The sequence below is a fragment of the Dactylosporangium sp. NPDC048998 genome (assembly GCF_043197855.1).
GTDB lineage: Bacteria > Actinomycetota > Actinomycetes > Mycobacteriales > Micromonosporaceae > Dactylosporangium.
The window spans coordinates 1-23,521 of the sequence record NZ_JBICTV010000056.1 but is presented as its reverse complement, the minus strand read 5'-3'; the positions used below and the strand labels follow the sequence as shown (position 1 = coordinate 23,521).

21 protein-coding genes, 1 tRNA gene and 4 pseudogenes are annotated in these 23,521 nt (G+C 68.1%); 8 read left to right on the top strand and 18 right to left on the bottom strand.

The annotated features are described in order from the left end of the window. Positions 1–32 precede the first annotated feature (32 nt). Together ACGFI8_RS45690 and ACGFI8_RS45685 are read left to right on the top strand one after the other, a co-directional pair. Positions 33–296, top strand: a complete 264-nt coding sequence (locus ACGFI8_RS45690; protein ID WP_392814803.1) for a hypothetical protein — start codon at positions 33–35, stop codon at positions 294–296. 250 nt (positions 297–546) lie between these two features. Further along, complete coding sequence (locus tag ACGFI8_RS45685; protein WP_392814801.1) at positions 547–774, top strand: hypothetical protein; 228 nt, start codon at positions 547–549, stop codon at positions 772–774. Between the two features lie 190 nt (positions 775–964). Here the strand turns inward: ACGFI8_RS45685 and ACGFI8_RS45680 are convergent, their stop codons facing one another. Further along, complete coding sequence (locus tag ACGFI8_RS45680) at positions 965–1,996, bottom strand: ATP-dependent DNA ligase (RefSeq protein WP_392814800.1); 1,032 nt, start codon at positions 1,994–1,996, stop codon at positions 965–967. 289 nt (positions 1,997–2,285) lie between these two features. Between ACGFI8_RS45680 and ACGFI8_RS45675 the strand changes: the two genes are divergently transcribed. Further along, positions 2,286–2,591 carry a hypothetical protein gene (locus tag ACGFI8_RS45675; RefSeq protein ID WP_392814797.1) on the top strand — a complete coding sequence of 102 codons (306 nt, stop codon included), beginning with the start codon at positions 2,286–2,288 and terminating at the stop codon, positions 2,589–2,591. A gap of 53 nt (positions 2,592–2,644) precedes the next feature. Beyond that, positions 2,645–2,716 (top strand) — tRNA-Lys (locus ACGFI8_RS45670). Between the two features lie 280 nt (positions 2,717–2,996). On the opposite strand, the gene ACGFI8_RS45665 is transcribed toward ACGFI8_RS45670, so the two are convergent. From ACGFI8_RS45665 to ACGFI8_RS45615, 11 genes and pseudogenes are all read right to left on the bottom strand, one after another. Then, positions 2,997–4,280, bottom strand: coding sequence for a hypothetical protein (locus tag ACGFI8_RS45665; protein WP_392814796.1), 1,284 nt, complete (start codon positions 4,278–4,280; stop codon positions 2,997–2,999). A gap of 159 nt (positions 4,281–4,439) precedes the next feature. Further along, a pseudogene (locus tag ACGFI8_RS45660) lies at positions 4,440–5,717 on the bottom strand (tyrosine-type recombinase/integrase). Then, positions 5,717–5,947 carry an excisionase family DNA-binding protein gene (locus ACGFI8_RS45655; protein ID WP_392814794.1) on the bottom strand — a complete coding sequence of 77 codons (231 nt, stop codon included), beginning with the start codon at positions 5,945–5,947 and terminating at the stop codon, positions 5,717–5,719. The pseudogene ACGFI8_RS45660 and the gene ACGFI8_RS45655 overlap by 1 nt, the downstream one beginning before the upstream one ends. Then, positions 5,916–6,071 (bottom strand): hypothetical protein, encoded by a 156-nt coding sequence (locus tag ACGFI8_RS45650; protein WP_392814792.1) that lies wholly within the window; start codon positions 6,069–6,071, stop codon positions 5,916–5,918. The genes ACGFI8_RS45655 and ACGFI8_RS45650 overlap by 32 nt, the downstream gene beginning before the upstream one ends. A 21-nt stretch (positions 6,072–6,092) precedes the next feature. After that, positions 6,093–6,476, bottom strand: a pseudogene (locus ACGFI8_RS45645) (replication initiator); the annotation flags it as partial. Then, positions 6,416–7,396 carry a replication initiator gene (locus ACGFI8_RS45640; protein ID WP_392814789.1) on the bottom strand — a complete coding sequence of 327 codons (981 nt, stop codon included), beginning with the start codon at positions 7,394–7,396 and terminating at the stop codon, positions 6,416–6,418. The pseudogene ACGFI8_RS45645 and the gene ACGFI8_RS45640, both read right to left, overlap by 61 nt. A gap of 5 nt (positions 7,397–7,401) precedes the next feature. Continuing rightward, positions 7,402–7,509, bottom strand: a pseudogene (locus ACGFI8_RS45635) (hypothetical protein); the annotation flags it as partial. Between the two features lie 104 nt (positions 7,510–7,613). Further along, positions 7,614–7,934: a hypothetical protein gene (locus tag ACGFI8_RS45630; RefSeq protein WP_392814787.1), complete on the bottom strand. Its 321-nt coding sequence runs from the start codon at positions 7,932–7,934 to the stop codon at positions 7,614–7,616. Between the two features lie 258 nt (positions 7,935–8,192). Continuing rightward, the gene (locus ACGFI8_RS45625; protein WP_392814784.1) at positions 8,193–8,999 is read right to left on the bottom strand and encodes a hypothetical protein; all 807 of its coding nucleotides are present in this window, start codon (positions 8,997–8,999) and stop codon (positions 8,193–8,195) included. Positions 9,000–9,762: 763 nt separating this feature from the next. Further along, on the bottom strand, positions 9,763–12,369 hold the full coding sequence (locus tag ACGFI8_RS45620) for a tetratricopeptide repeat protein (protein WP_392814782.1): 2,607 nt from the start codon (positions 12,367–12,369) through the stop codon (positions 9,763–9,765). A gap of 719 nt (positions 12,370–13,088) precedes the next feature. Continuing rightward, a complete protein-coding gene (locus tag ACGFI8_RS45615; RefSeq protein ID WP_392814779.1) occupies positions 13,089–13,571 on the bottom strand; it encodes a hypothetical protein in 483 nt (160 codons plus the stop codon). Between the two features lie 235 nt (positions 13,572–13,806). Here ACGFI8_RS45615 and ACGFI8_RS45610 point away from each other — a divergent pair, with 235 nt between their 5' ends. From ACGFI8_RS45610 to ACGFI8_RS45595, 4 genes are all read left to right on the top strand, one after another. Next, positions 13,807–15,300 carry a hypothetical protein gene (locus ACGFI8_RS45610; RefSeq protein WP_392814776.1) on the top strand — a complete coding sequence of 498 codons (1,494 nt, stop codon included), beginning with the start codon at positions 13,807–13,809 and terminating at the stop codon, positions 15,298–15,300. A gap of 342 nt (positions 15,301–15,642) precedes the next feature. Continuing rightward, complete coding sequence (locus tag ACGFI8_RS45605; RefSeq protein ID WP_392814773.1) at positions 15,643–15,984, top strand: hypothetical protein; 342 nt, start codon at positions 15,643–15,645, stop codon at positions 15,982–15,984. Positions 15,985–16,296: 312 nt separating this feature from the next. Beyond that, complete coding sequence (locus tag ACGFI8_RS45600) at positions 16,297–18,105, top strand: hypothetical protein (protein WP_392814770.1); 1,809 nt, start codon at positions 16,297–16,299, stop codon at positions 18,103–18,105. A 151-nt stretch (positions 18,106–18,256) separates the two neighbouring features. Next, positions 18,257–19,057 (top strand): XRE family transcriptional regulator, encoded by an 801-nt coding sequence (locus ACGFI8_RS45595; RefSeq protein ID WP_392814767.1) that lies wholly within the window; start codon positions 18,257–18,259, stop codon positions 19,055–19,057. Positions 19,058–19,289: 232 nt separating this feature from the next. On the opposite strand, the gene ACGFI8_RS45590 is transcribed toward ACGFI8_RS45595, so the two are convergent. From ACGFI8_RS45590 to ACGFI8_RS45565, 6 genes and pseudogenes are all read right to left on the bottom strand, one after another. Next, positions 19,290–19,463: a DUF3073 domain-containing protein gene (locus tag ACGFI8_RS45590; RefSeq protein ID WP_392814764.1), complete on the bottom strand. Its 174-nt coding sequence runs from the start codon at positions 19,461–19,463 to the stop codon at positions 19,290–19,292. A gap of 230 nt (positions 19,464–19,693) precedes the next feature. After that, positions 19,694–21,157, bottom strand: coding sequence for a tyrosine-type recombinase/integrase (locus ACGFI8_RS45585; RefSeq protein WP_392814761.1), 1,464 nt, complete (start codon positions 21,155–21,157; stop codon positions 19,694–19,696). Positions 21,158–21,254: 97 nt separating this feature from the next. Continuing rightward, entirely contained in the window at positions 21,255–21,551 is a 297-nt protein-coding gene (locus tag ACGFI8_RS45580; protein WP_392814758.1) for a helix-turn-helix transcriptional regulator, read from the bottom strand. Between the two features lie 112 nt (positions 21,552–21,663). Then, complete coding sequence (locus tag ACGFI8_RS45575; RefSeq protein WP_392814755.1) at positions 21,664–22,305, bottom strand: hypothetical protein; 642 nt, start codon at positions 22,303–22,305, stop codon at positions 21,664–21,666. Between the two features lie 130 nt (positions 22,306–22,435). Then, a complete protein-coding gene (locus ACGFI8_RS45570) occupies positions 22,436–23,041 on the bottom strand; it encodes a DNA cytosine methyltransferase (RefSeq protein ID WP_392814754.1) in 606 nt (201 codons plus the stop codon). After that, positions 23,038–23,521, bottom strand: a pseudogene (locus ACGFI8_RS45565) (hypothetical protein); the annotation flags it as partial. The pseudogene ACGFI8_RS45565 and the gene ACGFI8_RS45570, both read right to left, overlap by 4 nt.

The window sequence follows — 23,521 nt, the reverse complement described above, 5'->3', positions numbered from 1 at the left end:
CGGTCAGCCTCAGTGGTGGGGATCGAGTCTTCATGGCACTGGACTTCGCGACCGCCGAGGACAATCCCGTTGCGCTGGGGATTGCCATGGACATCGCCGAGCGCATCCAGGAACAACGCCTGGCGCACGTCGGCGCACACAGCGGCCACGGCACGCCGGTCGCCTACTCGCATCCCGACGACCCGGAACTCGTCACCGATCCGCACGGCCACGACCTGACGCTGGAGCAGGCTCGGCTGCTGTGGCGTGCGCTCGGGGAGTTGCTCGCGTCGGCTGCGAGTCCACCGCGAGCGTGAGTGGTGCCGCGTCGTGCACGGCGACGACGTGGTCGACGACCTCGACACCGGACAAGCCGAGGCCGTCCTCACCGCCGCAAAGCGGCAACCTCGCCGACCCTGCCGGCACCCACCCGGCCTGGTAGGCGACATCGGGCAGCCTCGACATACCGCCCAACGGGTTCGTGTGGGTGATGTTCCGGTCGTTTCCGCAGGCCAGGCACCGACAATTACGTGTACTCGAACGAATGTTCGAGTACGGTTCGTCGGCATGGAGCACACCCAGTCCACCGCGACGACCTGCACGGCCACGAAGAGCACACTGACCGCCACCGGCGACCTGCTCGTGCACTGCACCAAGCCCGCCGGCCACGTCGCCGGCGGCGATCCACGGCACGAGGCGAAGGTCGGCGCGTTCCCGGTCCGCTGGACCGACCAGCCAACCACGACCCCACACGTTGGCCCAGACGCCGGCCCGGCCGTTCCGCCGCTCCGGTGACTCGGCGCCGGTCTGGGCACTGCGGCCATGTCGCGCCGACCGTGGTGGCGTCACGGTCGGTGGGCCGGGTGCTGCCGGCCCCAGGTCTCCGTTCACGCATGACTGCCCGTGGCCGCTGGCGTTACCGCTGCCGCGTACGACAGCGGTGTACATCAAGCGGGCATCGACGTACGGGCTACAAGCCTGCCGCTTACGCCACGTCGTATACCGACAAGTCTGTTCGGACCCGAACGAATCTGGGCCGGTGCCGCCAACGCACCACCACCAGCTCCCCGCGGGCCGGCCGCCGGGCGTCGCCGGGGCCGGCAACGGTGAACTCGTCCACCGCGGTGTCGGTCTCGACCTCGACCACGACGGTCGGCTGGACCGGCACATACGGCAGCGGCCGCCGATCGGTGAACGATGCCGTCCACGAGCCGGGCAGCGGGTTCGGCCACGGATGCGGAACCGGCCCACGGCGGCCCGGTGCGACGAACCGGGCCAGCGCGGCGGCGAGTTCCGGCTGCCGGTCCACGGGCACGGGCAGTGTCTGGCCGAGGTAGCGCAGCCGGCCGTGCTCGTCCCAGCGTCCCAGCAGCAACACCTGCGGGACCGTCAGGCTGCCGGTCACGCCGCCGACGATCGCGTCGACGGTGTCGCGGGTCTTGACCTTCACCCAGCCCGCCTGCCCCGGCACGTACCGGCCGGCCGTCGGCTTGACCACGACCCCTTCCACCCCGGCCGGCTGCCAGTCGCGCATCCACGCCTTGGCCACCGCCACGTCGCGGGTCTGCGGACACAGTTGCAGCTGTGCCGGCGCGGCGGCGAGCAGTTCCTCCAACACCGCCCGGCGAGCGGTCAGCGGCCAGTGCAGCAGGTCGCCGTGCGCGGCGACGGCGAGGACGTCGAACGCGACGTAATGCGCGGGCAGTGCGCGGGTCTGGGCCAGCATTCGCCGGCCGGCGGCGAGGCGCCGCTGCAGCGCCGGGAACGATGTCCGGCCGCGGTCGGCGTCCCAGACGATCAGCTCCCCGTCCAGGACCGTGCCGGCCGGGACCGTGGCGCGCAGCAGCCGGGTGACGTCCGGGAAGTAGGGCGCCAGGGTGCGGCCCTGCCGCGACTGCAGCGCCACCCGGTCCGCGGTCACGAAGGCGAGGGCGCGGAACCCGTCCCATTTCGGCTCGTACACGACCGTGCCACGCCCGCCCGGATCCGGTAGCTGGGCGGCGAGTGTGGCGCGCATCGGCGCGACAGGTGGCCGCATTCCATGCCCCCGTGGCCAGCGGTGATCAGTAATCAGTATCGAAGCTACACGCAACCGTCCCATAACAGACCAAAACGCCGAAGTCAGGACACCGCTGAACGGCTTCCTGCGCGGCACCGCGGCAGGTGTCGCACGGGCGGTGAGTGACGACGATCCCTGGGACGCAACCGTGGCCAAGTCGCGGCCGATGGTGAAGCCTGGTGGTGGTGCCGCTGTGCGGGCGGGCCGTTGCCCGCTCGGTGGCGGAGGCTGGATCAGCATCCGGGCCGTGACCGACCTGCTCGACGCGCTCGCACGGCTGGCAATGCCGTTGCCGGCCAGCCGCGTCATGGCCGCCGGCGAGGGCGGGCATCCCGCACCGGTGCTGCGGCACAGCGATACACCACCCGGCGCGGACCTCTCCGGCAATTGCGTGCCGCGCACCATGGAGCGTCCGGAGCGGATCCCTGGTGGCTCCCGGTTGCTCCGTGGTTGCTCGCTTGTTGGCACTCCGGTCCGTCAGGTGGCCACGAGGGGTGGTACCAACCTTGCGAGGCTGATGGCCTTAACTTGGCCTGAGCTGGAAAAACGCTAGGCAGGGAGTATTGCGTGGAACGATGGGCTGCGCGCAGGTACCCTGTCATGCGCGGGCTGCTAGCTCAATGGCAGAGCTGCGGACTTTTAATCCGTAGGTTCAGGGTTCGAGTCCCTGGCGGCCCACAGGTTTCCCAGGTCAGAGCCGGTGCCCCAGGCGCCGGCTCACCCGTTTCGGGGCTCGTACAGCAGCAAAGTGCAGCAGCCGTGCGTCGTGCCGTTGAGGTCACCACGTTGCCGTGCATCCTGGCCCAGCCAGAACTGCGCGCGCCTGGATCGACCCAGGCGCGATCCGGTCGAGGCGTTGACCTCCGTCGCCCGAGAATACGGACGCGCGGACCATCGCTCGCCAAGCCAATCGAGCATCTCCCCCCACGCGGCGATGGAGTCCAAGTGAAACACTCACTCAAAGGTTAGGCTTTGAGAGCGTATCGACAATTACTTCCAGTATTGCGTTTAAACCCGACCAGTCCTGAGACTGCACAGCATCTTCGTCGGACAACGCGGCGGCGGCTTTCTCTCTGAATGCCTTTTGGAGCCTACCTTTGTCCATTACCTCGCCCTGGTAGGCATTCACTTTTCCCATGTAGCCTTTCCACTGAACGGGCACCAGGCTACCCGTGTCTGTCCGAAGGACGTCCTTGCCGAGGTAGAGCTCAATCGAGCCAGCTAGGCCATTCACATTCATTTCCGAGTTGCCCTGCGGACCTACCGTTGGGTACGCATCTGCCACATCGATATCCGGGTAGTGCACCACGCTGTAGTGCTTCGGAAGAGGGACGCCCCTGAGTGCCAATGCTGCCTCGCGCCCGGCGCTGTCATTGTCGAGCAGTAGCAGGACGCGGTTGACCACACCGGCGGCAGCAAAACTTTTGAACATCCGTACCGCTGCCGCCGCACCGCCTTCGTTGCCTATGGTGAAATCGAGAAATCTCACGTACTCGACCAAGTGGGGCTTCAGAATCGCCAGAGACTGTGAGATTACCTGCGTATCAAACGTGCCTTCTGTAAGAATTATTGGTGCTACAAGCCGGTCGCCGAAGAAGTTTGCATAGTCGGGCCATGAATCATCTTGATCATCAAGCCAGCCATTTTCCTTCAAGCCTGTGGCATCGACTGCTACCTCGCAACCCGGAGGAATCACTTCCACAATCGTTCTGAGTACGGTGCCGGCGTCCATGGAGGATATAAGCTCCATCGGCCCCATGTTGCGATAGTCAACCTTATGCGATGCCAGCTTGCCCCCGACAAACTCGGTAACCTCGTCCAGCCAATCGTCAAACTTGAGATCCGTGTAGTACTCGATGGTTGACCGGTGCGCTTCCTCGTCTTCCGCGGATATTGCGCCCATCTCGGTGAGGTGGTGAAGTGTAGACCTCGCTGAACCTTCTTCGGAGGCTCGCATTTCCTCGAAGACTCGCTGGACGCTATCGAGGCCGACCCCAATAACGTTCAAGCGGTCTCTGATGGCTTCCGCGGCAGCCTTCAAGATCACCACATAAACTTGATCTGGGTCGCTCAGAGCTAGGACCTCCGGCGGATAGCAGGTCACAGCGTATGGGCTCGCCTTAGGTCCGACAAGTTCGTGCACCTCCTTTCGCGCAAATAGGTGGCGGAATTCTTGGCGGAATTCATCACGATAAGAGAAGACCTCTTTGTGGTCGACGAAGATGCTTGTATAGGTCGACATAGGGATCGGGCTCCCATCGTTTGAAAACGACCAGATCGACCCACCATACTGTTCTATGTTCGCGCGTTGTGCAAGGCAATTGGCAATGCCGTGCCCGGGCGGGCTGCGGGCGCTGGGACGATCAGCACGTTGCAACTCGCCCATAGCCGACACGTCCGATTACGCGAGGCTCGCGCCCAACCGCTTGAGAGCGTCCCGGGTCTTCTTCGAGGAGACTTGGGTGTAGATCTCCATAGTGATCGAGAACTTGGCGTGCCGAAGGATCTGCATCGCCACCCGCGGGTGAACGTCCAGGTCCGCCAGCAGTGAGCCGCACGTCCGGCGGGCGTCGCGGACCGTGATGCGCGGTACCCCGGCCGCGTAGCAGCGCCGGTCCCAGTACCGGTTGAAGTTCCTCGGCTCGATCGGCGTCCCGAACCGGGTCGTGAACAGCAGCCGGAGCCCGAGCCAGAGGTCGCCGGCCTCCGTGCTGTCTCGCTCGGCGTCGAGGTGACGTTGCCGAAGGGCAACCGCGCAGATCGGCGGCAGAGGGAGGCCAGCATCAGACAAGGGCGTCTTCGTCTCGCGGTGCAGCAGCTCGGTGCCGATCCGCTGCAGTTGCCGATCAATCTGCAGGGTCACCTCGTACTCGGCGACGCACTCCACGCAGAACGCCTCATGGTGCGCCTTGCAGCGCCGGTCCCAGCCGGCCCAGTCGATCGCGTCGTCGGTCAGGCCCAGCATCTCGCCCTTGCGGAGCCCGAGGACCAGGACCAGGACGTACGCGGCGTACAGCGGATCGCCTTCCTCCCGCGCCGACTCCAGGAACCTGCGTGCCTCGTCCGTGCTCCACGAACTGCGCCGGGCGGGCCGCGACACCGGCAGCCGGAGGTGCTTGGCCACGTTGCGAGTTGCCGAGTCCTCAACCATCGCCTGGCCGAGCATCGAGCGCAGGGTCCGCCGAATGTGTCCCAGCGAGGCCGGCGACAGCAGGGACCGGCAGCACCGCCCGAGCGCGCAGCAGCGGCGCTTGCCCTTGATCCGGCGGGCGTCACGGCCCTGGGCGCAGCACTGGCAGGTCCGGGCGACCTCGTTGATCCAGGTCTGCGCGTCCCGCGACGGCAGGTTGAGCTTCTTCTTGCCGAGGCCCGGGACGATGTACAGCCGACAGGCCACCTCGTACGCAACGTACGTGCCGGGCGACAGGTTCGGCTTGACGATCTCCTCCAGCCAGTACGCCGCCTACGAGCCGATCGTGGGCGTCTTCGTCGCCACCGGCCCGTCGTTCGCCTTGGCGTGCAGCTTGACCCACTTGTCGTGGACCTCTTCGCGCGTCTTGCCGTAGACGTACTTCCGGCCGCGCTTGCCGTCCGGCTTCGTGACCCACACGTACGCCGCGAACCCGTTGCGGTACGGGTAGATCGAGCCCTCCCCGTTGGCGCGCGCACGACTCGCCATCAGGCCGCCTCCTGCCGCTCGATCTGGTCCCGGATGTACTCGTCCACCCACTCGGGCAGAATCCGGCGGTACTTGCCGTCCTTGACCGATCGCAGCTCGCCAGTCGCGATCTTCATCTTCACCTTCGAGATCCCGAACCCGAGCAGCAGCGCCACTTGAGCCGGCGACAGCCACTTGGGCGCAAACACCGACGATCGATCAGCCGCGCTGCGACACCTCCCCGTGGTCATTGGTTGCCGAAAGATCTGTCGTCGTTCCGTACTGCGCGGCGCGGTCGCGTGCGGCGTTGAGCGCGTTGCGCCACTGGATGCGCTGGGCGAGCGCCCGTAGCAGGCGATGCCGCATCGGCGCCATGTCCGGGTCGTTGGTCCGGGCGAGTTCCCAGGCGACCGGCGCGGGCGTGCCGGGCTGTACCTCGTCGACGACCGGGACCTGGTCGACGCCGGCCGAGACGCCGAGGAGCGCGCGGACCCAGGCCCGGGCGTCGTAGCGGTGGTCCGCGAGGGTCTTGCCGGACCAGTCGCGGGAGACGAGGATGCGCCGGCCGCCGATGCCGAGCGTGGAGCGCTGGTGAACCTTGCCTTTGCAGTTGCCGGGCCGCAGGCGTGCGTGTGCCTTCTTGGGCTGGATGCCGTGGAGCAGCCAGTTCGCGCACCGGTCCGAGCAGGGCGTGACTCGCAGTTCTCGCCAGAACCGTTCTAGGTGGTCGCGTTGCCGGTCGGTGGTCGCGGCGTGGCAGTCGGCCGCTGACTTGGTGATGTCGTGATGTAGCCGATGGTCCGGTCGACGTTCTTGTCGTCCGCGGTCACGCCCTCGGCTCGGATCTGGGCGCCGAACCGGATGACGTGCGTCGGCTCGTCCTCGATCGCGTCCAGCGCCTCATCCCAGCTGGTCAGCGGCAGCCCTGTCTCGCCGTCGCACCACGTTTCGGCGTCGGCGTTCCAGACCGGCCGGCAGGTGGGCGCGTCGACCTTGGGCCACCACACCTGGTGGTAGGTCGCCGCGGCCACCTCGCGCAGCACGGCGCGGGGGATGGTGCCGCGGATGGCGAAGTGGGCGTGTGGGGCGAGGCGGCGTTGCGGTTCGACGCAGCCGGCGTACTGGACGTTCCAGCCGACGCAGCGGCGCAGGTTCTGCCAGAACCGATCGAGCAGCCGGGGGAACGCGATCGCATCCCAGGCCGCACGGCGGTAGTCGTATGTGGCCGGGTCGACCGGGGAGCCGTCCGGTCGTACGGGGCCGTACGAGTCGAGGGTGACCGTGAGCCACATGGAGGGCCGGTATTCGGTGCCGTCCGGTGCGGTGTAGACCCGGCCGATGGTGCGCGGGTCGACCTTCTGCCGGGGCAGGGCCGGGGCGTCCTGGCGGCGCTTGGTGGAGCGCTGCCGCTTCGGCTCTGTCGGTTTGTCGTGCGCCGGGGCGACGCTGCCCCGCAGCCCTTCGGCCGCGATCGTCTCTTCCACTTCGCGGATGGCGTCGTCGACCTCGTCGACCTGGTCCCACTGGGATTCGCGTACGGCTGGTCGCGGGCGTGTTCGAGGTGGGCGCGGAGGCTGATCAGTGCCCGCTGTCCCTCGGTGGCAGGTTCGGGCGCGGGGGCGGGTTCGTCGGTGCGGTGCCAGCCTTCGCGGATCTGGACCTTGCGCAGTCGGCGAGCCCGCTTCGCGCAGGGCGGGCACTTGTCCTCCCGGGTGGCGCCGCAGGGCACGTCGATGATCTCGGTCTTGCCGGTGTCCAGGTCGGTGCGGCGCAGCCCGACTGGGCGCAGGCACACGCCGTACTCGGCGGCCATCTCCTTGACTACGTCCGCGGCCAGGGGGATGAGCATCCGAGCGGCGCGCGAGCCGGGCCGGGGCTGCTGCTCGTCCGGTTCGAGCCCGGGAAGCGCGGTCACGGTCACCAGTGCCCACACCCCCGGCAGCGCGTCTCCCGCCTGCCCGCCATAAGCCCGGCGACGACGAGGACCAGGGCGACGGTCCCGCCGATGACCATCCAGTGCGCCGCCACCCACTCGACGAGCAGCCAGACACCCCAGCCGACTCCACCGACCAGCGCCAGCCCGGCGACGATGACCGCGACCTGCGCGGCGCGGCGCCGGCCCTTGCGCTGCTGGACAGGCTCGAGGAGCGTGACATCGATGGCGTACCGGCCATCGCAGATCGGCTGCGGGCGCCCGTAGCGCACCAGGTGTCCCCGGGCGTGCGCAGAAACTGGCAATTAGTCTTTTATACAAGGCGCAGCCTCAACAGCTCGCCAACCAGATAACCGAGCCGCAGGAGTCGATTATGGATCTCGGTCTCTAGCTAAAGCTCGCCCGAAACGACACCTTAGTAGCCCCATCGACAGCCGCAAGCGCACCGCGATAATTCCAAACTGCCAGCCAAGCCGGACGCATTTCCCTTTTCGTTCGACCTTCTTGTCGAAAGTGTCAGTCTGTACGCGACTCATTGATGGCCACTGCACCGGGCTTCTGCTCTATTGGCCATCGGGCGTTAGGCTTTCCTCCTCAGCGGGCGTCGGACCGTCTGGCCTACCTCCGTGCCAGTAGGTAATGAAGCCTGCTGTTTCGTGAAGAGGGTAGCGTGCAAAATGGAGCGTGCTGCGCTTCGGAGCCGCATGGCTGTAGAAAGCATTACCGATTTCCTGCAGCTGGAGCTCCACTCCTATCAAAGCGAGCCCCAGGTCGTAGCATGTACTAATGTGAACATGCTTCGGATCTGGGTAGTTGTTTTTGAAAATCTCATTGTACTCTGGTTGAAAGTAGCGAATTAGGCCCGCTTCGCCGATTGCAACGGCTTCTCGCTCCTCAAACCCGGCCGTTTGCAGTCTCCGGAGTACCTGGTCGCGGTGTGCATCATCTTCGGAGTCGTCCGTGCGACTAGGAATTTGTGGATTGAATTCCATAAAAAGGTTCAGGTCGCTAACCTTGCACAGGGTCAGCCAAATCTCTGTATCGGGCTTATTCTCCGAATAGATTCTCTGTAGGGTTGAATGGCTCTTCAGTCGCTCGAACGCCGTCCTTTCGCCCTTTTTGCCGAATGCCTGACCGATGTAGAGCACTTCGAGTGGAACTCGTCGGTAAGAGGTAAGTCCAAAAGCCACTGCAGCCAGCGCAACTACTCCAGACGCAATCGCGCTGCCATCCTGGTTGCGAATTGTGTATTCCTCGAATGGCCACGTAGCTTCATATCTGAAGGGGCCATGACCGAGCCTTGCTGTTGGTACGGAGAATGGAATCTCTTCGAACGACGCTTGCCGCTGAATTCGCAGAATTCCAGTCATTCGGTCGTTGCTAAAGTGGACCGTGGAGGGGTCGATGCTTACCCGATTGCGCCTGGCGACTATGTAAAGATTGCAGGGCTCCGGGAGTGCTGGCAGCCGTTCCAATTCTTTCTGCCGCCCGAAGTACTGACCCAGGACCGTGACATAAACTCCTAATTCGGTGAAAAACCTGCGTGTCTCCACGGCTTCCTTCCGGCATTCCGTCAACGAACTGTCGTGGTCCTACAGTGTCGTACAGCAATGCCACCACGTCATGCCTGCTGGCCAGCGTCAAGGCCTATGTCCGTTCTGTCGCTGCCGAATTGAGCCGTACTAGATCAAGCGCGCCTGCGGCGCGGCCCGCACGCGGTCACCGGCTCGGCGTGCGGGCGGCGCCAGCGCTCCGCGCCGACGCCGTAACCCCGCCCGGCCGGGAACCCACGTACGGGCCGCGCGGAGTCCTGTTGAGAAGAACCCGGTCAGCTTGCGGCCGTTGATGGTTCCGTAGCTTTCGACCTGAGTCCGTCGAGTTACATGCCGCAGCTCCCGCGGACACCGGTCGCTGCGCTCCCTGCCGACTCCGCGTGTAGTCACGCTCTTTGCCTCCGGCGGTCCTCAGGGTCCCGGAGGGGCCGTCCTCCGCAATCCCGCCGGCCAGGCAAGCCGAGCAGACCGACGTCGGGGCTGCCAGACCAAGCCCGCTGCGCGGGTCGCCTCCGGCGAGCCTGGCACCCCCGACGCCGGCCTGCTCCCCGAAGGTGGCCGACGGGTGTACGGAGGACTCTTAAGCGCGTGCCTTGAGCCGAACTGCTGCAGCGAGGTTGTGGCTGGTGGTCAGGGTGTGGGGGTGGTCTGGGCCGAGGACCCGCAGGCGGTCGGCGAGGACCTGGTCGTACAGGGTGATGGCGTCTTCCAGACGGCCGGCAGACTCGTAGGCGCTGGCGAGGTTGTTGCGGGTGATCAGGGTGTCGGGGTGGTCGGGGCCGAGGACCCGCACGTTGTCGGCGAGGACCTGGTTGAAGAGGGTGATGGCTTTGTCCGGCCGGCCCGCCGACTGGTACGCGCTGGCGAGATTGTGGCGGATGGCCAGGGTGTCGGGGTGGTCGGGGCCGAGGACCCGCACGTTGTCGGCGAGGACCTGGTTAAGGAGGGTGATGGCTTTGTCCGGCCGGCCCGCCGACTGGTAGGCGCCGGCAATGTTGTGGCGAGTGATCAGGGTGTGGGGGTGGTCGGGGCCGAGGACCCGCACGTTGTCGGCGAGGACCTGGTTGAAGAGGGTGATGGCTTCGTCTGGCCGGCCCGCCGACTGGTACGCGCTGGCGAGGTTGTTGCGGGTGATCAGGGTGTGGGGGTGGTCGGGGCCGAGGACCCGCACGGCATCGGCGAGGACCTGGTTGAAGAGGGTGATGGCTTCGTCTGGCCGGCCCGCCGACTGGTACGCGCCGGCGAGGTTATTGCGGGTGATCAGGGTGTGGGGGTGGTTGGGGCCGAGCACCCGCAGGCGGTCGGCGAGGACTTGGTCGTACAGGGTGATGGCTTCGTCTGGCTGACCCGCCGACTCGTAGGCGTAGGCGAGGTTGTTGCGGGTGGTCAAGGTGTGGGGGTGGTTGGGGCCGAGGACCCGCATGTTATGGGCGAGGACCTGGTTGTACAGGGTGATGGCTTCGTCTAGTCGGCCCGCCGACTGGTAGGCGCCGGCGAGGTTGTTGCGGGTGCTCAGGGTGTGGGGGTGGTCTGGGCCGAGCACCCGCAGGCGGTCGGCGAGGACCTGGTCGTACAGGGTGATGGCTTCGTCTAGTCGGCCCGCCGACTCGTAGGCGCCAGCAAGGTTGTTGCGGGTCCTTAGGGTGCCGGGGTGGTCGGGGCCGCAGATTGCGATCCAGGAGTTGGCGGCGCTCTCGATCAATGGGAGCCCACGCGTCAGATCACCCACCTCAAGCAACACCGTGCCGGCCCACCCAATCTGCTCAAGCAGCCGCTCATCAGGCACGGTGACATGTCCGCGCAGCGCTGTCACGTGACCAACCAACTCATCCAGTTCGCTGCGGCGATGCGCCAGGCCGGTGAACGGAAGGTCGTCGGTGAGTCGGTCGATGAGATCGGTCGCCGCGTTGACCGCATCGGCGAGCGGCGCGGTGGCATCGGGGCGACTGTACAGGTGACGGATCGTCCGGCCGGTCAGCCGGTGCACGACCACCACTGCTGCATCGCGGCCCTGGGCATCCTCGCCAGTGCCGCTCAACGTCACGAGCGACGCACCGACCAGCACATCCAACGCCGCAGCCAACCCACCCGTCAGACCAAGCGCCGAACGTCCCCGGTCGAGCAGGTACCGCGACACACCATCCGGTGACAGCAGCGCCAGCACACCCAACAACCGGGCCGCGTCCCCCGACGGATCCTCCCGACTCAGGCCCGCCACACTCAACGCCGTTGCCTTCAACACGCCCGGATGGTCCGTACCCGCCCGGCGCCGCAGCGTTTCATCCAAGTCCTGCCCGTCCAGGACCTCCAGGTACCGCCTATAAGAATATCGACTTCTAGCGATATAAGCGCCGGCCTGGGCCAGCCCCAATGGCAGCCATCCCAACTCCACCCCCAGCCGCTGCGCATCCGGCCCAGCCGGTAGACCGGTCATCGCCTGCAAGAACGCCAGACCCTGCATCGGGCTGAACATCCCCACCGAGACCCAGGTGAACCCGGCCGCGTCAGCGAAGTCGCTACGGTTCGTGGTCACTAGGACCTTCGCCCTGCCCGCTCGCGGTATGAATGGCGTCACCGTGTCCGGATCGTCGACGTTGTCGAACACCAGCAGCCGCCGCCCCCGCTCCTGGTTCTGCAACCACGTCACCACCATCGCCGCCAACACCTCAGGCACCTCCGTGGCGTCACCGAGCCCCAGATGCCGGGCCAGCAAGGCCAGGTCAGCTACCGGTCCCGACTCAGCGTTGACCCATGCCACCAGATCGAACCCCTGATCGGCGCAGTCCCGCGCATACGCCGCCGCCAGCTGTGACTTTCCCGCACCACGCAACCCTGGCAGCGCCACCAACGCCGCGCGGCTACGGCCACCCATCGCCGTGCGCACTGCGGCCATCTCCTCGCGCCGCTGCTGGAAGTGAGCCGCCGCCCGCGGCACCGACCCGAACACCCGCAGACCCAGGCCCACGTCAGTCGCGGCATCATCCGACCCGGCCAGCCGTTGAAGCAGGACCGCCACCCCCACAACAACGATCACCAGCACGACCGTTGCAGGCCATGCCACAGCGGCCTTGTCCGCCCACGACAACCAGGCCGGGATATGACCAGTGGCGATGTTGGTTGCAACGCTCAATGCCGCCGCGAGCAACGCACCAGCTCCGGCGAGTACGGCCGCCAGCCACGCACGCACAGCGCGACGCCGACTCCTGCCCCCAGCGGTCATCCAACCATCGTGCCAGCCCACCACCACACGATCACTCAACCGAACTGATGCATGGATTCCAACTGCCCTATGAAGATCGCCGGGACCAAATCGGGACCAAATTAGGTCGAGAAGTGCTGTCAAACGTCGACAGGCATCGACAATGTTTTCCCTGCTCAGGCGGAGGATCTGTCCGATAAGAGCGATCTTCAATCCCCTCAAGCGGTTAGGGGTTCAAGTCCCCGCCTGCAGATCGGCCATTGCAGCTGCGCCCTGGGAAGTACCGCAGCAAAGTACAGCAACCGACCGCACCGAGCCCAACCGCAGCGAAGCTGAAACCGTTGTGGCGCAACGGCTCCAGCTTCACCAAACCCTACTGCCGTGACTCCGTAGGTTCAGGGTTCGAGTCCCTGGCGGCCCACCAGCGCAAATAGACATCCGTAGCGGCACTTCTGGGGCAATTTCGTCCCTTATGTCCATCCGGTTGCTCGCATGGTTGCTCAAGTTCGTGGCTGGGCAGTCCGGTGAAGGTACCTGGTAACCCTGCGTCCAGGCAGTCAAGGCCGGTCAGCGCTGGGACTGCCCGGCGGGTATCCGGAGTAGTCGATGAGCGTGCATCCGATCTCGGCAAGCGCGCCGTGCCTCGGATGGCCGCCGTCGTGGCTGGTTGCCTGCTCGGCCCGGCTGGGACTCGGCGATCTGTGAGATCACCAAAGTGGCTGAGCGGTGACTGCGAGCATCAGCACGATCGGGTAATGCTTGTCGAACTGGCCGAGCATTACGCACACTATGCGCCCGCCCCGCTGCCACGTGTCGGCGTGATGCCCGAAGGAGAACAGGGTGAGGTCCTGGATCACCGGCGGCAGCTCCTCGCCCTCGACGATCCGTTCAAAGTCTGGCTCAAACGAGTGGATCTGCGGAGGGCCCCAGGCGGCTGTCAGTGCGCTGACCATCTGGCGGCGCCGTTGCTCGAGTTCGTCCTCGTCCTCCGCCCAGCGCTCGGCTGGCGCATACTCGAGGACCTCACTCGCCGCGACCGGCACGAAGTGGCGGTCGGGCCTACTCTGCGCCCGGCCGATGACCCAGTCGTAAACTCCGGTCGGCGCGGCCGGGAATGGGCGCGCCAGCAGGTCCTCGGCGAGCGCCACGCAGTCGGCCGACTCGACGGGCGGGTGCGGGTCGGGGAGCACGGCCGCAACGTAGCAGATTGCTCAGCGCAGACACATCCAGGCTCGTAGCAGATGCCCTGCATCCTCCTGCGTTGAACCACGTCCGGATCTACCGCGATTAGGGCGTTGCCCTTGCGTGAACGGTCAGATCTGGCGGCCGAGAGGGCATCGCAATTGTGATGATGGTTTGTGGTCTCGGGTTCGGGTTGTTCGGAGGCGGGTGGTCGATCACGATGATCGGACCGCGGGTGCGTGATTGGAACAGGGCGTCGTGAGCGTTGTGTCAGTCCAGCAGATTCTGCTCGCCATGGCGGGCAACCCTGCGCTGCTCCCGGAGCATGCCGACGCTCTCATCGCGATCGGGGACCCAGATGTGCTGTTGGAGGTGGCGCGGGAGCAGCATCTGAGCTTGGCACAGACCGACCGGCTGGCCGGCTACGGGCAGCGTGAGCTCGCGCTGGCGCTGGTCCAGGCTGGGAACCTGCCGGTGGAGCGGATTCCCAGGGATGATCCGTGGGCGATGCTGGCCGGGATTGGCCGGGCGGACGCACCGGACGAATGGCTGTCGCTGTTGGCGTCGTGGCCGGATCCTGCGGTGCGCCGAGCGTTGGGTGTGCATGCGACGGAACGATCGGACATCGCGGTCCTGGTTGCCGATGACGCTGACTGTTCAGTCGCCGCGTGCGCCGCCCAACTGTACGAACTGCCCAACGAACTCGGGGGACGGCTGGCGCAGCGGGCCGAGTCGTGTGTCCGGGTAGCGCTGGGGTCCAACCTGCACGTATCTGCTGCGACGCTCGCCGAGCTGATCACCGACGGTGGGCGGCCACCGATGCGCCCGTGCCCGCACTGGCCGGACCTGGCGCTGGCTCTACGCGAGGTCCGCACCCGGGTGGCCGGCAACCCGTCCACGCCGTTGGATGCGGTCGTGCCGTTCGTCACCGAACCCGACCCGGCGATGGCACTTGCGTTGGCGCGTCGCTCAGATCTCCCTGACGGGGTGTACGACAGTCTGGTGGCGATGCGGGATCCACAGATCACCATTCGCGTCGCGATGAACTGGGCGGTGCCCGCCGGTCTGCTGCGCCGACTCTACGACGATGACGCTGGCCGCTGGCGACAGGCCGTACTGGCCAACCCGCGCACGCCGTTGGATCTGCTTATCCGGCACAGCCGCGCGCGAGGCGTGCCGAGCACGGATTACCACCCCGACCTCGAAACGCTGCGTGCCCTGGCCACCGACACCGACCCTCGGGTGCGGCTGGTCGCGGCGGCCAGCCGCCGGATCCCGCCGAACCTGCGGGCGGCGCTGATCAACGACTCGGACATCGACGTGGTCCAGCGGGCCGTTTGCGATGTGAGTGTGTCCCCTGAGCAGGTTCGCGCCACGGCGGCCCGCCACGGACTGCAACTATTCCCGTACCTAGCGGGGCATCCGTGCTGCCCACCCGACATCCTGTTCGTTATCGCCACCCACCCTGACAGCCCCATCGGTGCGATCCTCGATGTCGCCATCCACGAAGCATCACCACCCGCCGCGCTGGCTGCGTGTCTGCGCCGTCCACAGGCAGTTGCATACGTTGCCGGCAATCCCGCCGCACCACCCGACATGCTCAGTGAACTGGCCGCTCACCCGGACCCGGAAGTGGTCTTGGAAGTCGCACGCAATCCAAGCCTGCCCCATGCGGCCGGACATCGCGTCCTGCAACACCTGGCAGCGACGACCCGCCAGCAAGAGCCCGAGCCGTGACAGCAACGATCGAATCGGCCGGCAGGTCCGCCTTCAGTCCGGTCACTCTGCGTAAACGCGGGCGGGGCCGCTACCGCTCGGCCAGCGCGCTGATTTAGCCGATGACAGTACAGCCGATCATGGTGGGGCCGCGCCAGCCCAAGAGCAACAACCAGGGTCGATCTTCCATGGCCGGATCCTGGTCCCGCTCCTTCCCCGGCTTGCGTGCCACCCCGGTGATCCTGCAGCAGCGCCGGAACCCGGACCCTTCAGCTCCCAAGCGATCACTCCACACGAGCTACCACGCCTGGCGCACGGATGGTTTGATGTCCACCCATGAGGATGTGGCGGCCACTCATTGGCGTGGCGGCGGTGGCGGTGACGGTATTGACTGGAGGCTGCGGGTCGTCGGGCACGACCGGCGACGCCTGCGCCGACTACTGGAACACCATGACTCGTTACAGCACCGACGCGCCCGAATACAAGGCGATGAAGGTCGAGGAGGCGAAGGGGTCGAGCAAGCTCGAGGACGCGCGGGCGGCCTGGTTCAAGGCGCAGGGCAACGCGGTCCGCCCGATCGCGGACGAGGCCAAGACGCCGGAGCTGAAACAGGCGCTCACGAACATCACGGACTCATACAGCAGGGGCCACGGTGACGCCCAGGCGCTCGCCGAGGTCGAAATGCTGTGTCCGCAGCAGCCGTAGACCGGTCCGCTGGCGTGGTCACCCACACCGCAACGCCGTGCTGCACGCCGCATGCGACGAGCTGGGGTACTTAAGCCTCCGAGTAAGCCTCAACAAGGTCACGTGCGCGGATCTGCCGCCGTTTATGCGCGGTCGACGGGCTGGTGCTCGTCACGAAGCACGGGCGCTGCGTACTGCGGGTGCGCGGCAAGGGCGGCACGCCGATCCGCGAACGACGGTACGCTACGCCCGCGCCCGCAAGAACCTCGACCGCCACTCGAACGACATCCTCGCCGCGTACATGCGGCAGCGGCCGAGTTCTACAGTGACAGCGTGAGCGCGGATCGTCGGGGCTGGGCGGCGGAGACCGATGTGTGGCGGCGACCGGCGGCGGAACTCGCCGGGCTGGTATCCACGCTGCGGATCAGGGCCGGGAAGAGCGGTGCGCCGGACAGGGCGGCGTCCGTCTTCGCGCTCAGCGAAATCGCCCGCCGCAACAGCCACCACCAGGACCTGCGACTCGATCTGGCGCTGCGGGCCAGCGTGACGTCCCTGGCCGCCCTGATCGCCGACCCTGATCCCGTACTGCGGCGCGTCGTACCACACGCGATCCACGCGATCGGCACCGACGACCCGGCGCTGACCGCCGCCATCGCCGCTCGGGCAACCGTCGAGCACGACCATCTGGCGCTGGCGGGCCAGCTACGCACGGTCGACGGGCTGGCCACGTCAACGCCGGCGGCATGGTTCTCGACGTGGCTCCACCATCCCGGCCCCGAGGTCCGGTTGGCCGCGGTGGCCGCGATCGCCCGCCGCCAACCCACGCCCGCGCAGGCCGACGGCCTCGGCGCGATCGCCGGTGGCGCAGTTGCCATGGCCCCGCCCTACCCGTGGCACGGCTCGCCCTGGGAGTTCCTGTGGCAGGACTGGACCACGGCCTGCCTCATCGAACACCCGCACCAGGCCGCGCACATGGCGCTGACCGCGCTCGCCGCCGCCGACCAGCAGGCACGCTGGACCGGGCTGACGATCGCCGCCGCGGTACTGACCACATGGCGCCTGCCGATGCACGAGCTGTGGGCCGCTACGGCCCACGCCCTCACCGACACCATGCTTGAGGTCCGCCGAGACGCGGCCACACTCCTCGCCGTCGGCGGCGAGCATGCACGTCCCCACGCCGACGCATTGGCAGACGCGATGGCCGCCGACAATCTGACCGTCGCGGCCCACGCGGCGGCCGGACTGGCCCGCCTCGGCGACCGCCGCGCACTACCGGCCCTGCAGCGGTGGCTCACGCCCGGATCGCGATGGCCGCACACAATCCCGCCGCGCGACGTGCTCGCCCCGATGCGGGAGCACGCCGCCGCGCTGCTCGCGCCGATCCGGGCCACGCTGCCGGCCGCGCCCGACCACGCCGGCGGGTGCGCCTCCGCGCTGGCCGCCTGGGGACCGCTCGCCGCCGAGGCGGTGCCGGAGCTTACCGGCCTGCTCGACACCGGCCACGCCACCCCAGCCTGCATCGCCCTCGGCCGGATCGGCCCGGCGGCACTCCCAGCCGCCGACGCGCTGCGCCGCCTCGCCCTCGGCGAACGGCGCCCACGCCGCTTCCACGGCACCCAGGACGCCGCCTGGGCGCACTGGCAAGTCACCGGCGACCCCACGCTGGCGCTGACCATCATCGGCCGGGCCGTCGAACGCGGCCTCGGCCAGGCGATGCTGCCCTATCTGGCCGACCTCGGCCCTCTCGCCGCCGGGCACGCACCAGCCGTACGACGCCTGCTTCACCTGCCTGGCGGCTGGAGCCGGGCGGAAGCCGCCCACGCCTGGTGGCGCCTCACCGGTGACCCCAGCCTCGCCCTTCCGGTGCTACTCGCGGCAGCCCGGCCACTGCTCGACGGCCGCAGCAACACCCTGGTCCGCACCGCCGCCCGCCACCTCGGCACCCTCGGACCAGCGGCAGCTCCGGCCCTGCCGCTGCTGCAACGGGCCATCGACCACACCGAACGGCCCACCGACGCTGTCCGCCTCGGCACCGTTGCGTACCGGATCGCAATCATCCCCCACCGCCTCAACATGATCCCTGAGGACCACGAACTGCTCCACCAGGCGGCCACCGCGCTGCTCCGTATCCAGCCCCGGTGACCCCGTCCGCACACCTAGACGTCAGCCGCAAGCCAGATCATCGCCGCCGTAGGCGGCTGGGGCGCCACCTCGATCAGGTGCGCATATCCGCCGCGACCAGCGCGGGGCCGGCTTCCTGCAACTGGGGTGGCGTGGCTCATACAGTGGGACGGTGAAGAACCTGCCAGCGTTCGGTGTGCAGTTAATGCGGCTGGCCGAGCTGCGTGACCTCGACGTCAACTCCCTCGCCCGACGGGCAACCGTCGCGGAAACCGAAATCACGTCGGTGCTCGACGGCGCCGAAGCCGGCGCGCTACTACTGCGCCGGCTTGCACCGGCCCTTGACCTGCATCCAAGCGACCTTTTCGTCATCGCCGGACGGCAGGTACCCGACGACCTCGCCCCACTGGACGCGACCGCATCCGGCGTCGTCGGCTCGCTGGCTTGGGACCTGACGTACCTGCCCCGCGCCGTTCCAGAACTGCGCCAACTCGTCGACACGTTGCCGCAGCAGCCCCGCCCGCAGAGATCACCAGCAGCGACGCCGTCATTTCAGCAGTATCCGAGCAGCGCTGGGGGCTTGGTGCTGCGCCTGCTGCACAACCGCAACCTCAACTGGCTGGGTGCCGCTAAGTACCTGTTCGGCCTGGGCGGCGGCCCCATGCTGTCGGCATCGACGATCGGCATGATCGGACGCGGCGAGAAGGTCATGACACCTGAACTGCTGGCCGGATACGCCGCCGTTCTTGACGTCTCATCACGCGATCTCGGCGCGCTGACCGGCATCGACCTGAGGAATGTCAACCTGCCGGTCCATCCGGACGCGGCCGCGGCCGCCGCACTGCTCTGGAGCGCCCGTCGCCTGACCGTCGACCAGGTGCGACAGGTCCGCGATCGAGCACACGCCATCCGGCACGAACGCGCCGACGAACTCGACCCCCGCCTGCGGTGCAACTGTCCTGGACCTACCTGAGGCCAGCTCACCCAACCACCAGCGACGCCCTCCTGCAACGGACGCGGGCTGCTGCGGTGGTTGTTGCGGGCCGCCAGCGCCGCGAGCACGGTGGCGATGCCGGTCACCACAACGAACATGGACAGCCACACGAGGATGGTCACTCCTCGACCGTGAGCGCGGCAGTGCCACCCGGCGGCACACCGTGCGTGGTGCCGGGTGCACCGTTCGGCTGGCTTCTGGGATGCCGCGCTTAGCGTGCGGGGCCGTCGTCGCGTTCGCTGATGTGGCGGGCCTGGTCGTGGTCGGCTGTCTGGGGCGCGCCGGCGAGTTCGCGTTGCAGCGCGGTGAGGTTGGTGGGTGGGCTGAAGTACTTCAGCTCCCGGGCGATTTTCGCCTGCTTGGCCTTGGCTCGTCCGCGTCCCATTGCCTGCCCCCGTTCGTTGGCGGGTCGCCGTTGCGACCACTCGAGAGAGTCCGTTCGTGTCGGACACGGTACCTCGATGCTGGCCCCGCGACCGAGGGACCTGGGTTCGGGCGTGGTAGTCGGTCCGGTCCGGCGGCGGTCCGCCCGGTTGCCTGGTCGCGTGTGTTGAGAGCCGGACAGGTGCCCCGGATGCCGGACGTGCGTCCGGTGTCCGGGGCGCCGGTGTGTGGTCAGCTGGCTTTGCGGCGTCGGGGTACGAGGGCTGCTGCGGCGTCGGCTTTCGTGCGTTCGATTTCGAGTTCGTGGATGACGGAGGTGTAGGTGTCGGCGGTGATGGTGATGGAGGAGTGGCCGAGGGTTTCCTGGATGTCTTTCATGTCGGCGCCGGCGGCTTTGAGGTACGTCGCGGCGCAGTGGCGTAGGTCGTGCAGCCGGATGGGTGGCAGGCCGGCGTCGGCCACGAGTTGTTCGAAGCGGTTGCTGATCTGGTCGGGGTGCCAGGGCTGGCCGTCGGGTTGGACGAAGAAGTCGCCGGTGCCCGGCCAGGCGGGTCCGTTGACGAGTTGCCAGCGGGCGCGTCGGGCGTGGTAGGCGCGCAGTGCGGCGAGGGATGCGGTGTCGAGGGGGATGGTGCGGTCTCCGGCGTGGCTTTTGACCTTCTTGCGGATGCGTTGGTAGCGCAGGGTGGTGACTTGTTCGGAGATGACGAGCAGGCCGCTGTCGAGGTCGACGTCGGCGTTGCGCAGGCCGGCGGCTTCGCCGCGGCGCAGCCCGCGGTGCAGGATGAGCACGTACAGCGGGTAGAGCATGATGTCGTGACCCTCGGCGTAGTCGAGGAACGCGCCGGCTTGTTGCGGGGTCCAGACCATCACCGTGCTGGGCCGTTCACCGGTCGCTTGCCAGTGTGTGACGGCGGCGGTGGTCCATACCTTCGCCTTCGGCCGCTGGCCCGAGGGGAGTTCGACGTGGGCCGCGGGGTTGAACTCGATGAGCCGGTACCTGCGGATCGCGTCGTTGAGGGCCTTGCGCAGGGTGGCCCGGATGCGGTGCATCGTCGCGGCCGAGACGATCCGGGTGCCCTTGACGGTGGCGCGGACCTTCGGGTCGTCGCTGCTGCGAGCGGCTTCGATGCGGGTGTTGTCCTCGGCGATCGTGTCGAACATGTCCTGGATGTGGACAACGTGGAGCTGGTCGATGGGCAGGTGCCCGAGGTGCGGGATGAGGTAGTTGCGGATGTGGCCTTCGTAGACGTGCAGGGTGGTGGGCTGGATCTGCTTGCGGCTGCGGTGCCACTGCCGCAGGTAGTCGGCGAGGGGCATGGCCGCGCTGGCGGAGACGCCGGCTTTGACTCGGCGGGCGACGAGGTCGCGGTCGGGTAGCGGCTGTCCGGCCCTCACTTGGTCGAGCAGGTCGGCGATCTGGGTGGCGGTGTCGGTGTCGTCGCCGGCGAGGCGGAGCAGGGCGATGGCCTGGTCACGTTCGGCGACGGCGTCTTCGCGGGTGTCGAAGCCGCGGCGACGCAGTTGCCGCCGGACGCCGCCGGTGGTGGGCGGGAGTTCGAGTTGGTAGGCCCAGCGGCCGTGGGTGGGGTGCCAGGCGCCGCCCGGCCGTCGCAGGCTGGGACAGGTTTGGCCGATCTTGCGGCCCTCGGCGTTACGGCAGGTGCAGTACTTCCAGACGGATCCCTCCGCCATCGTGGTTGTCTCCTTCTTCCGTAGGCTCTGCGGTGGTGCTGCGGTTGGGGTGCTGCGGATTGCATCGCGTGCATCGACGCCCCACTTCCGCCGTCGATCAAGTCGACGGCGGGGGCGGCTCGACCGGCATGTGCAGTGCGGTGAGGATCGCCGCGACGGGGATGCGGTAGCGGTGACCGAACCGCAGCACCGGCACGGGGAACTGGTTTCGTTTGACCAGGTCGTAGGCGACCGATCGGGACAGGCCGAAGATCGCCCCGGCGACCGGGACGGTGGTGACGGCGCCGAGCGCGCGGATGCTCTCGGCCGTCCAGGAGGTCGCCGCCTGCCGGCAGGCGGTTGCTGACGCGGCTACCGCGGGCGCGGGCTGGTCGGCGTTGTGATGGGTGTTCACCGGTTCTCCTTTGGATGTGGTCGCGTCGGCGCTGCTGGGGTGAGCCCGGGCGGCTGGCCGTGCCGTTCCCGCGCGAGGACTGGGGCGGACGGCACGGCCAGCGCGGCCACGGTCAGCTGGGGACGGTCCAGTGGATTGAGTCGAGCAGCAGGCACAGTGCGGCGGCGGCCTGTTGGGGCACGACGCCGTTGCCGAGCACCCGCAGCGCGCGGGTGCGCGGTAGGGCCAGCTGCGGGTCGGTGACCCACTGGTGGGGCAGCCCCATCAGCCATTCCACGAACGGCGGGGCGAGGACGGGTCTGCCGTGCCGGCCTGGCTGCGATGGTTCCGGGACGGGTCGGCCTATGAGCAGTTCCCAGCGGGCGACTGCGGTGGCGTAATCGCCCCATCGGCGCTCGTCGAGCTGCCCAAGCTCGGTGGGCAGTCCGGCGACGGCGGTGGTCAGGTCCGCTCCGCCGTCGCCGTGTCTGCTTGCCCCATGTCCATCCGAGGCGCGGGGGGTGGGCAGGATCCGCGCCGCCGCCGACGGCAGCGTCAGGTCGCCGCGCGAGCCGCGCTGCCCGGGGCAGCCCTTCGCGCCGTCAGTGGAGCGGGGGGTGGGCAGGAGGCGCGCGGCATCGGTGATTGTTCGGCCGGCGTGCCCGACGAGCGGGACGGTCCGGCCGGCGGTGGCGTTGGCGGAAGCGCGGCTGTCGGCGACCGTCGGGGTCGGCAACAGCGCGGCACGGACAAGGCTGTCCAGGCTGGGCCGCACGGCCGCACCTGGCGACGGGGACTGGTTGATCCCGTACGGGACCGCAGTCGGAGTGGGCAGCAAGTGGTGACGGGTACCGTCGGGTTGGATCAGGTCGGGCAGGCCGTACGGCAGGCCGACGCCCCGGCCGTCACGGGCGCATGGTGTCGGCAGGGTCGGGGTGGAGGCGGTGCTGGTCGGCGGCCAGCAGGAACAGCCGGTCGCGGCGGTGGGCTGCCCCGATGTCGGACGCGCGTAGGCATGCCCAGCGCGTGTCGTACCCGATCGCGGCCAGGTCGGCGTGGACGACGTCGAAGCCTCGGTGGACGAGGGCGGCGACGTTCTCCACGAACACGAGCGGTGGTCGAAGGTGGCGAACGGCGTCGGCGACGGCGGTCCAGAGGCTGGAGTGCTCGCCGGTGATGCCGGCGCGGCGGCCGGCGTTGGAGATGTCCTGGCACGGGAACCCGGCGGTGAGGATCTCGACGGGTTCGACGGTGTTCCAGTCGGTGGTGCGGATGTCGCCGAGGTTGGGCACGCCGGGCCAGTGGTGCTCGCAGACGGTGCGGGCGTGCGGGTCGGTTTCGGCGTACCAGGCGAGCCGGCCGCCGAGGACCCATTCGACGGCGAGGTCGAGACCGCCGTAGCCGGTGCACAGTGACCCGACCCGCGGGCCGGCACGGTGCTCGACGGGTCCGCCGGGAGTTCGGGGTGCGGTGTGCCGGCCGGGCGTGGTGCCGGTGCAGTGGTCACTCACGCCACCTCCCGGGCACCGGCGGGGCCGTCGGCGGTTTCGCTGGGGTGCGGGCAGGTCCACGGCCCGCACCCCGGCGCATCACCGTCAGCCTCATCCACCGGCCCGGGCCGCAGGACGACCTGGTCGAGGGGCACCCGCTGGCGGTGCAGGAAGAACTGCCCGCGCAGCGGGTGCCCGCCAGCGGTGGCCCGCGCCGACCCGTGCCGGATCGCCTGATCGAAGGCGACCGCGTCGGCCCACTCGGCCGGGCTGCCGGCCTTCAGCCGGGTCCAGAATCCGTCGTCGTGGTACGGGCACCTCAGGCAGGACGATTTGCCGATCCCGGACAGCCCGTGCCGCTCGAGGTAGGCGACGCAGTCGCTGCGCCGCCAGCCGAGTTCCAGCGGCGGGAAGACGTTGCGCATGTAGGCGACGTCGGCGTCGCGGGCGCGGTGGATCTCGTCGACCGAGATGCCGATCGCGATCTCGGCGGCAACCCCG

Coding starts and splice junctions, on each gene's coding strand:
- ACGFI8_RS45690 (WP_392814803.1), top strand. CDS start 33: ATGGCACTGGACTTCGCGACCGCCGAGGACAATCCCGTTGCGCTGGGG.
- ACGFI8_RS45685 (WP_392814801.1), top strand. CDS start 547: ATGGAGCACACCCAGTCCACCGCGACGACCTGCACGGCCACGAAGAGC.
- ACGFI8_RS45680 (WP_392814800.1), bottom strand. CDS start 1,996: ATGCGCGCCACACTCGCCGCCCAGCTACCGGATCCGGGCGGGCGTGGC.
- ACGFI8_RS45665 (WP_392814796.1), bottom strand. CDS start 4,280: ATGTCGACCTATACAAGCATCTTCGTCGACCACAAAGAGGTCTTCTCT.
- ACGFI8_RS45655 (WP_392814794.1), bottom strand. CDS start 5,947: ATGACCACGGGGAGGTGTCGCAGCGCGGCTGATCGATCGTCGGTGTTT.
- ACGFI8_RS45650 (WP_392814792.1), bottom strand. CDS start 6,071: ATGGCGCCGATGCGGCATCGCCTGCTACGGGCGCTCGCCCAGCGCATC.
- ACGFI8_RS45625 (WP_392814784.1), bottom strand. CDS start 8,999: ATGACTGGAATTCTGCGAATTCAGCGGCAAGCGTCGTTCGAAGAGATT.
- ACGFI8_RS45590 (WP_392814764.1), bottom strand. CDS start 19,463: ATGGGACGCGGACGAGCCAAGGCCAAGCAGGCGAAAATCGCCCGGGAG.
- ACGFI8_RS45585 (WP_392814761.1), bottom strand. CDS start 21,157: ATGGCGGAGGGATCCGTCTGGAAGTACTGCACCTGCCGTAACGCCGAG.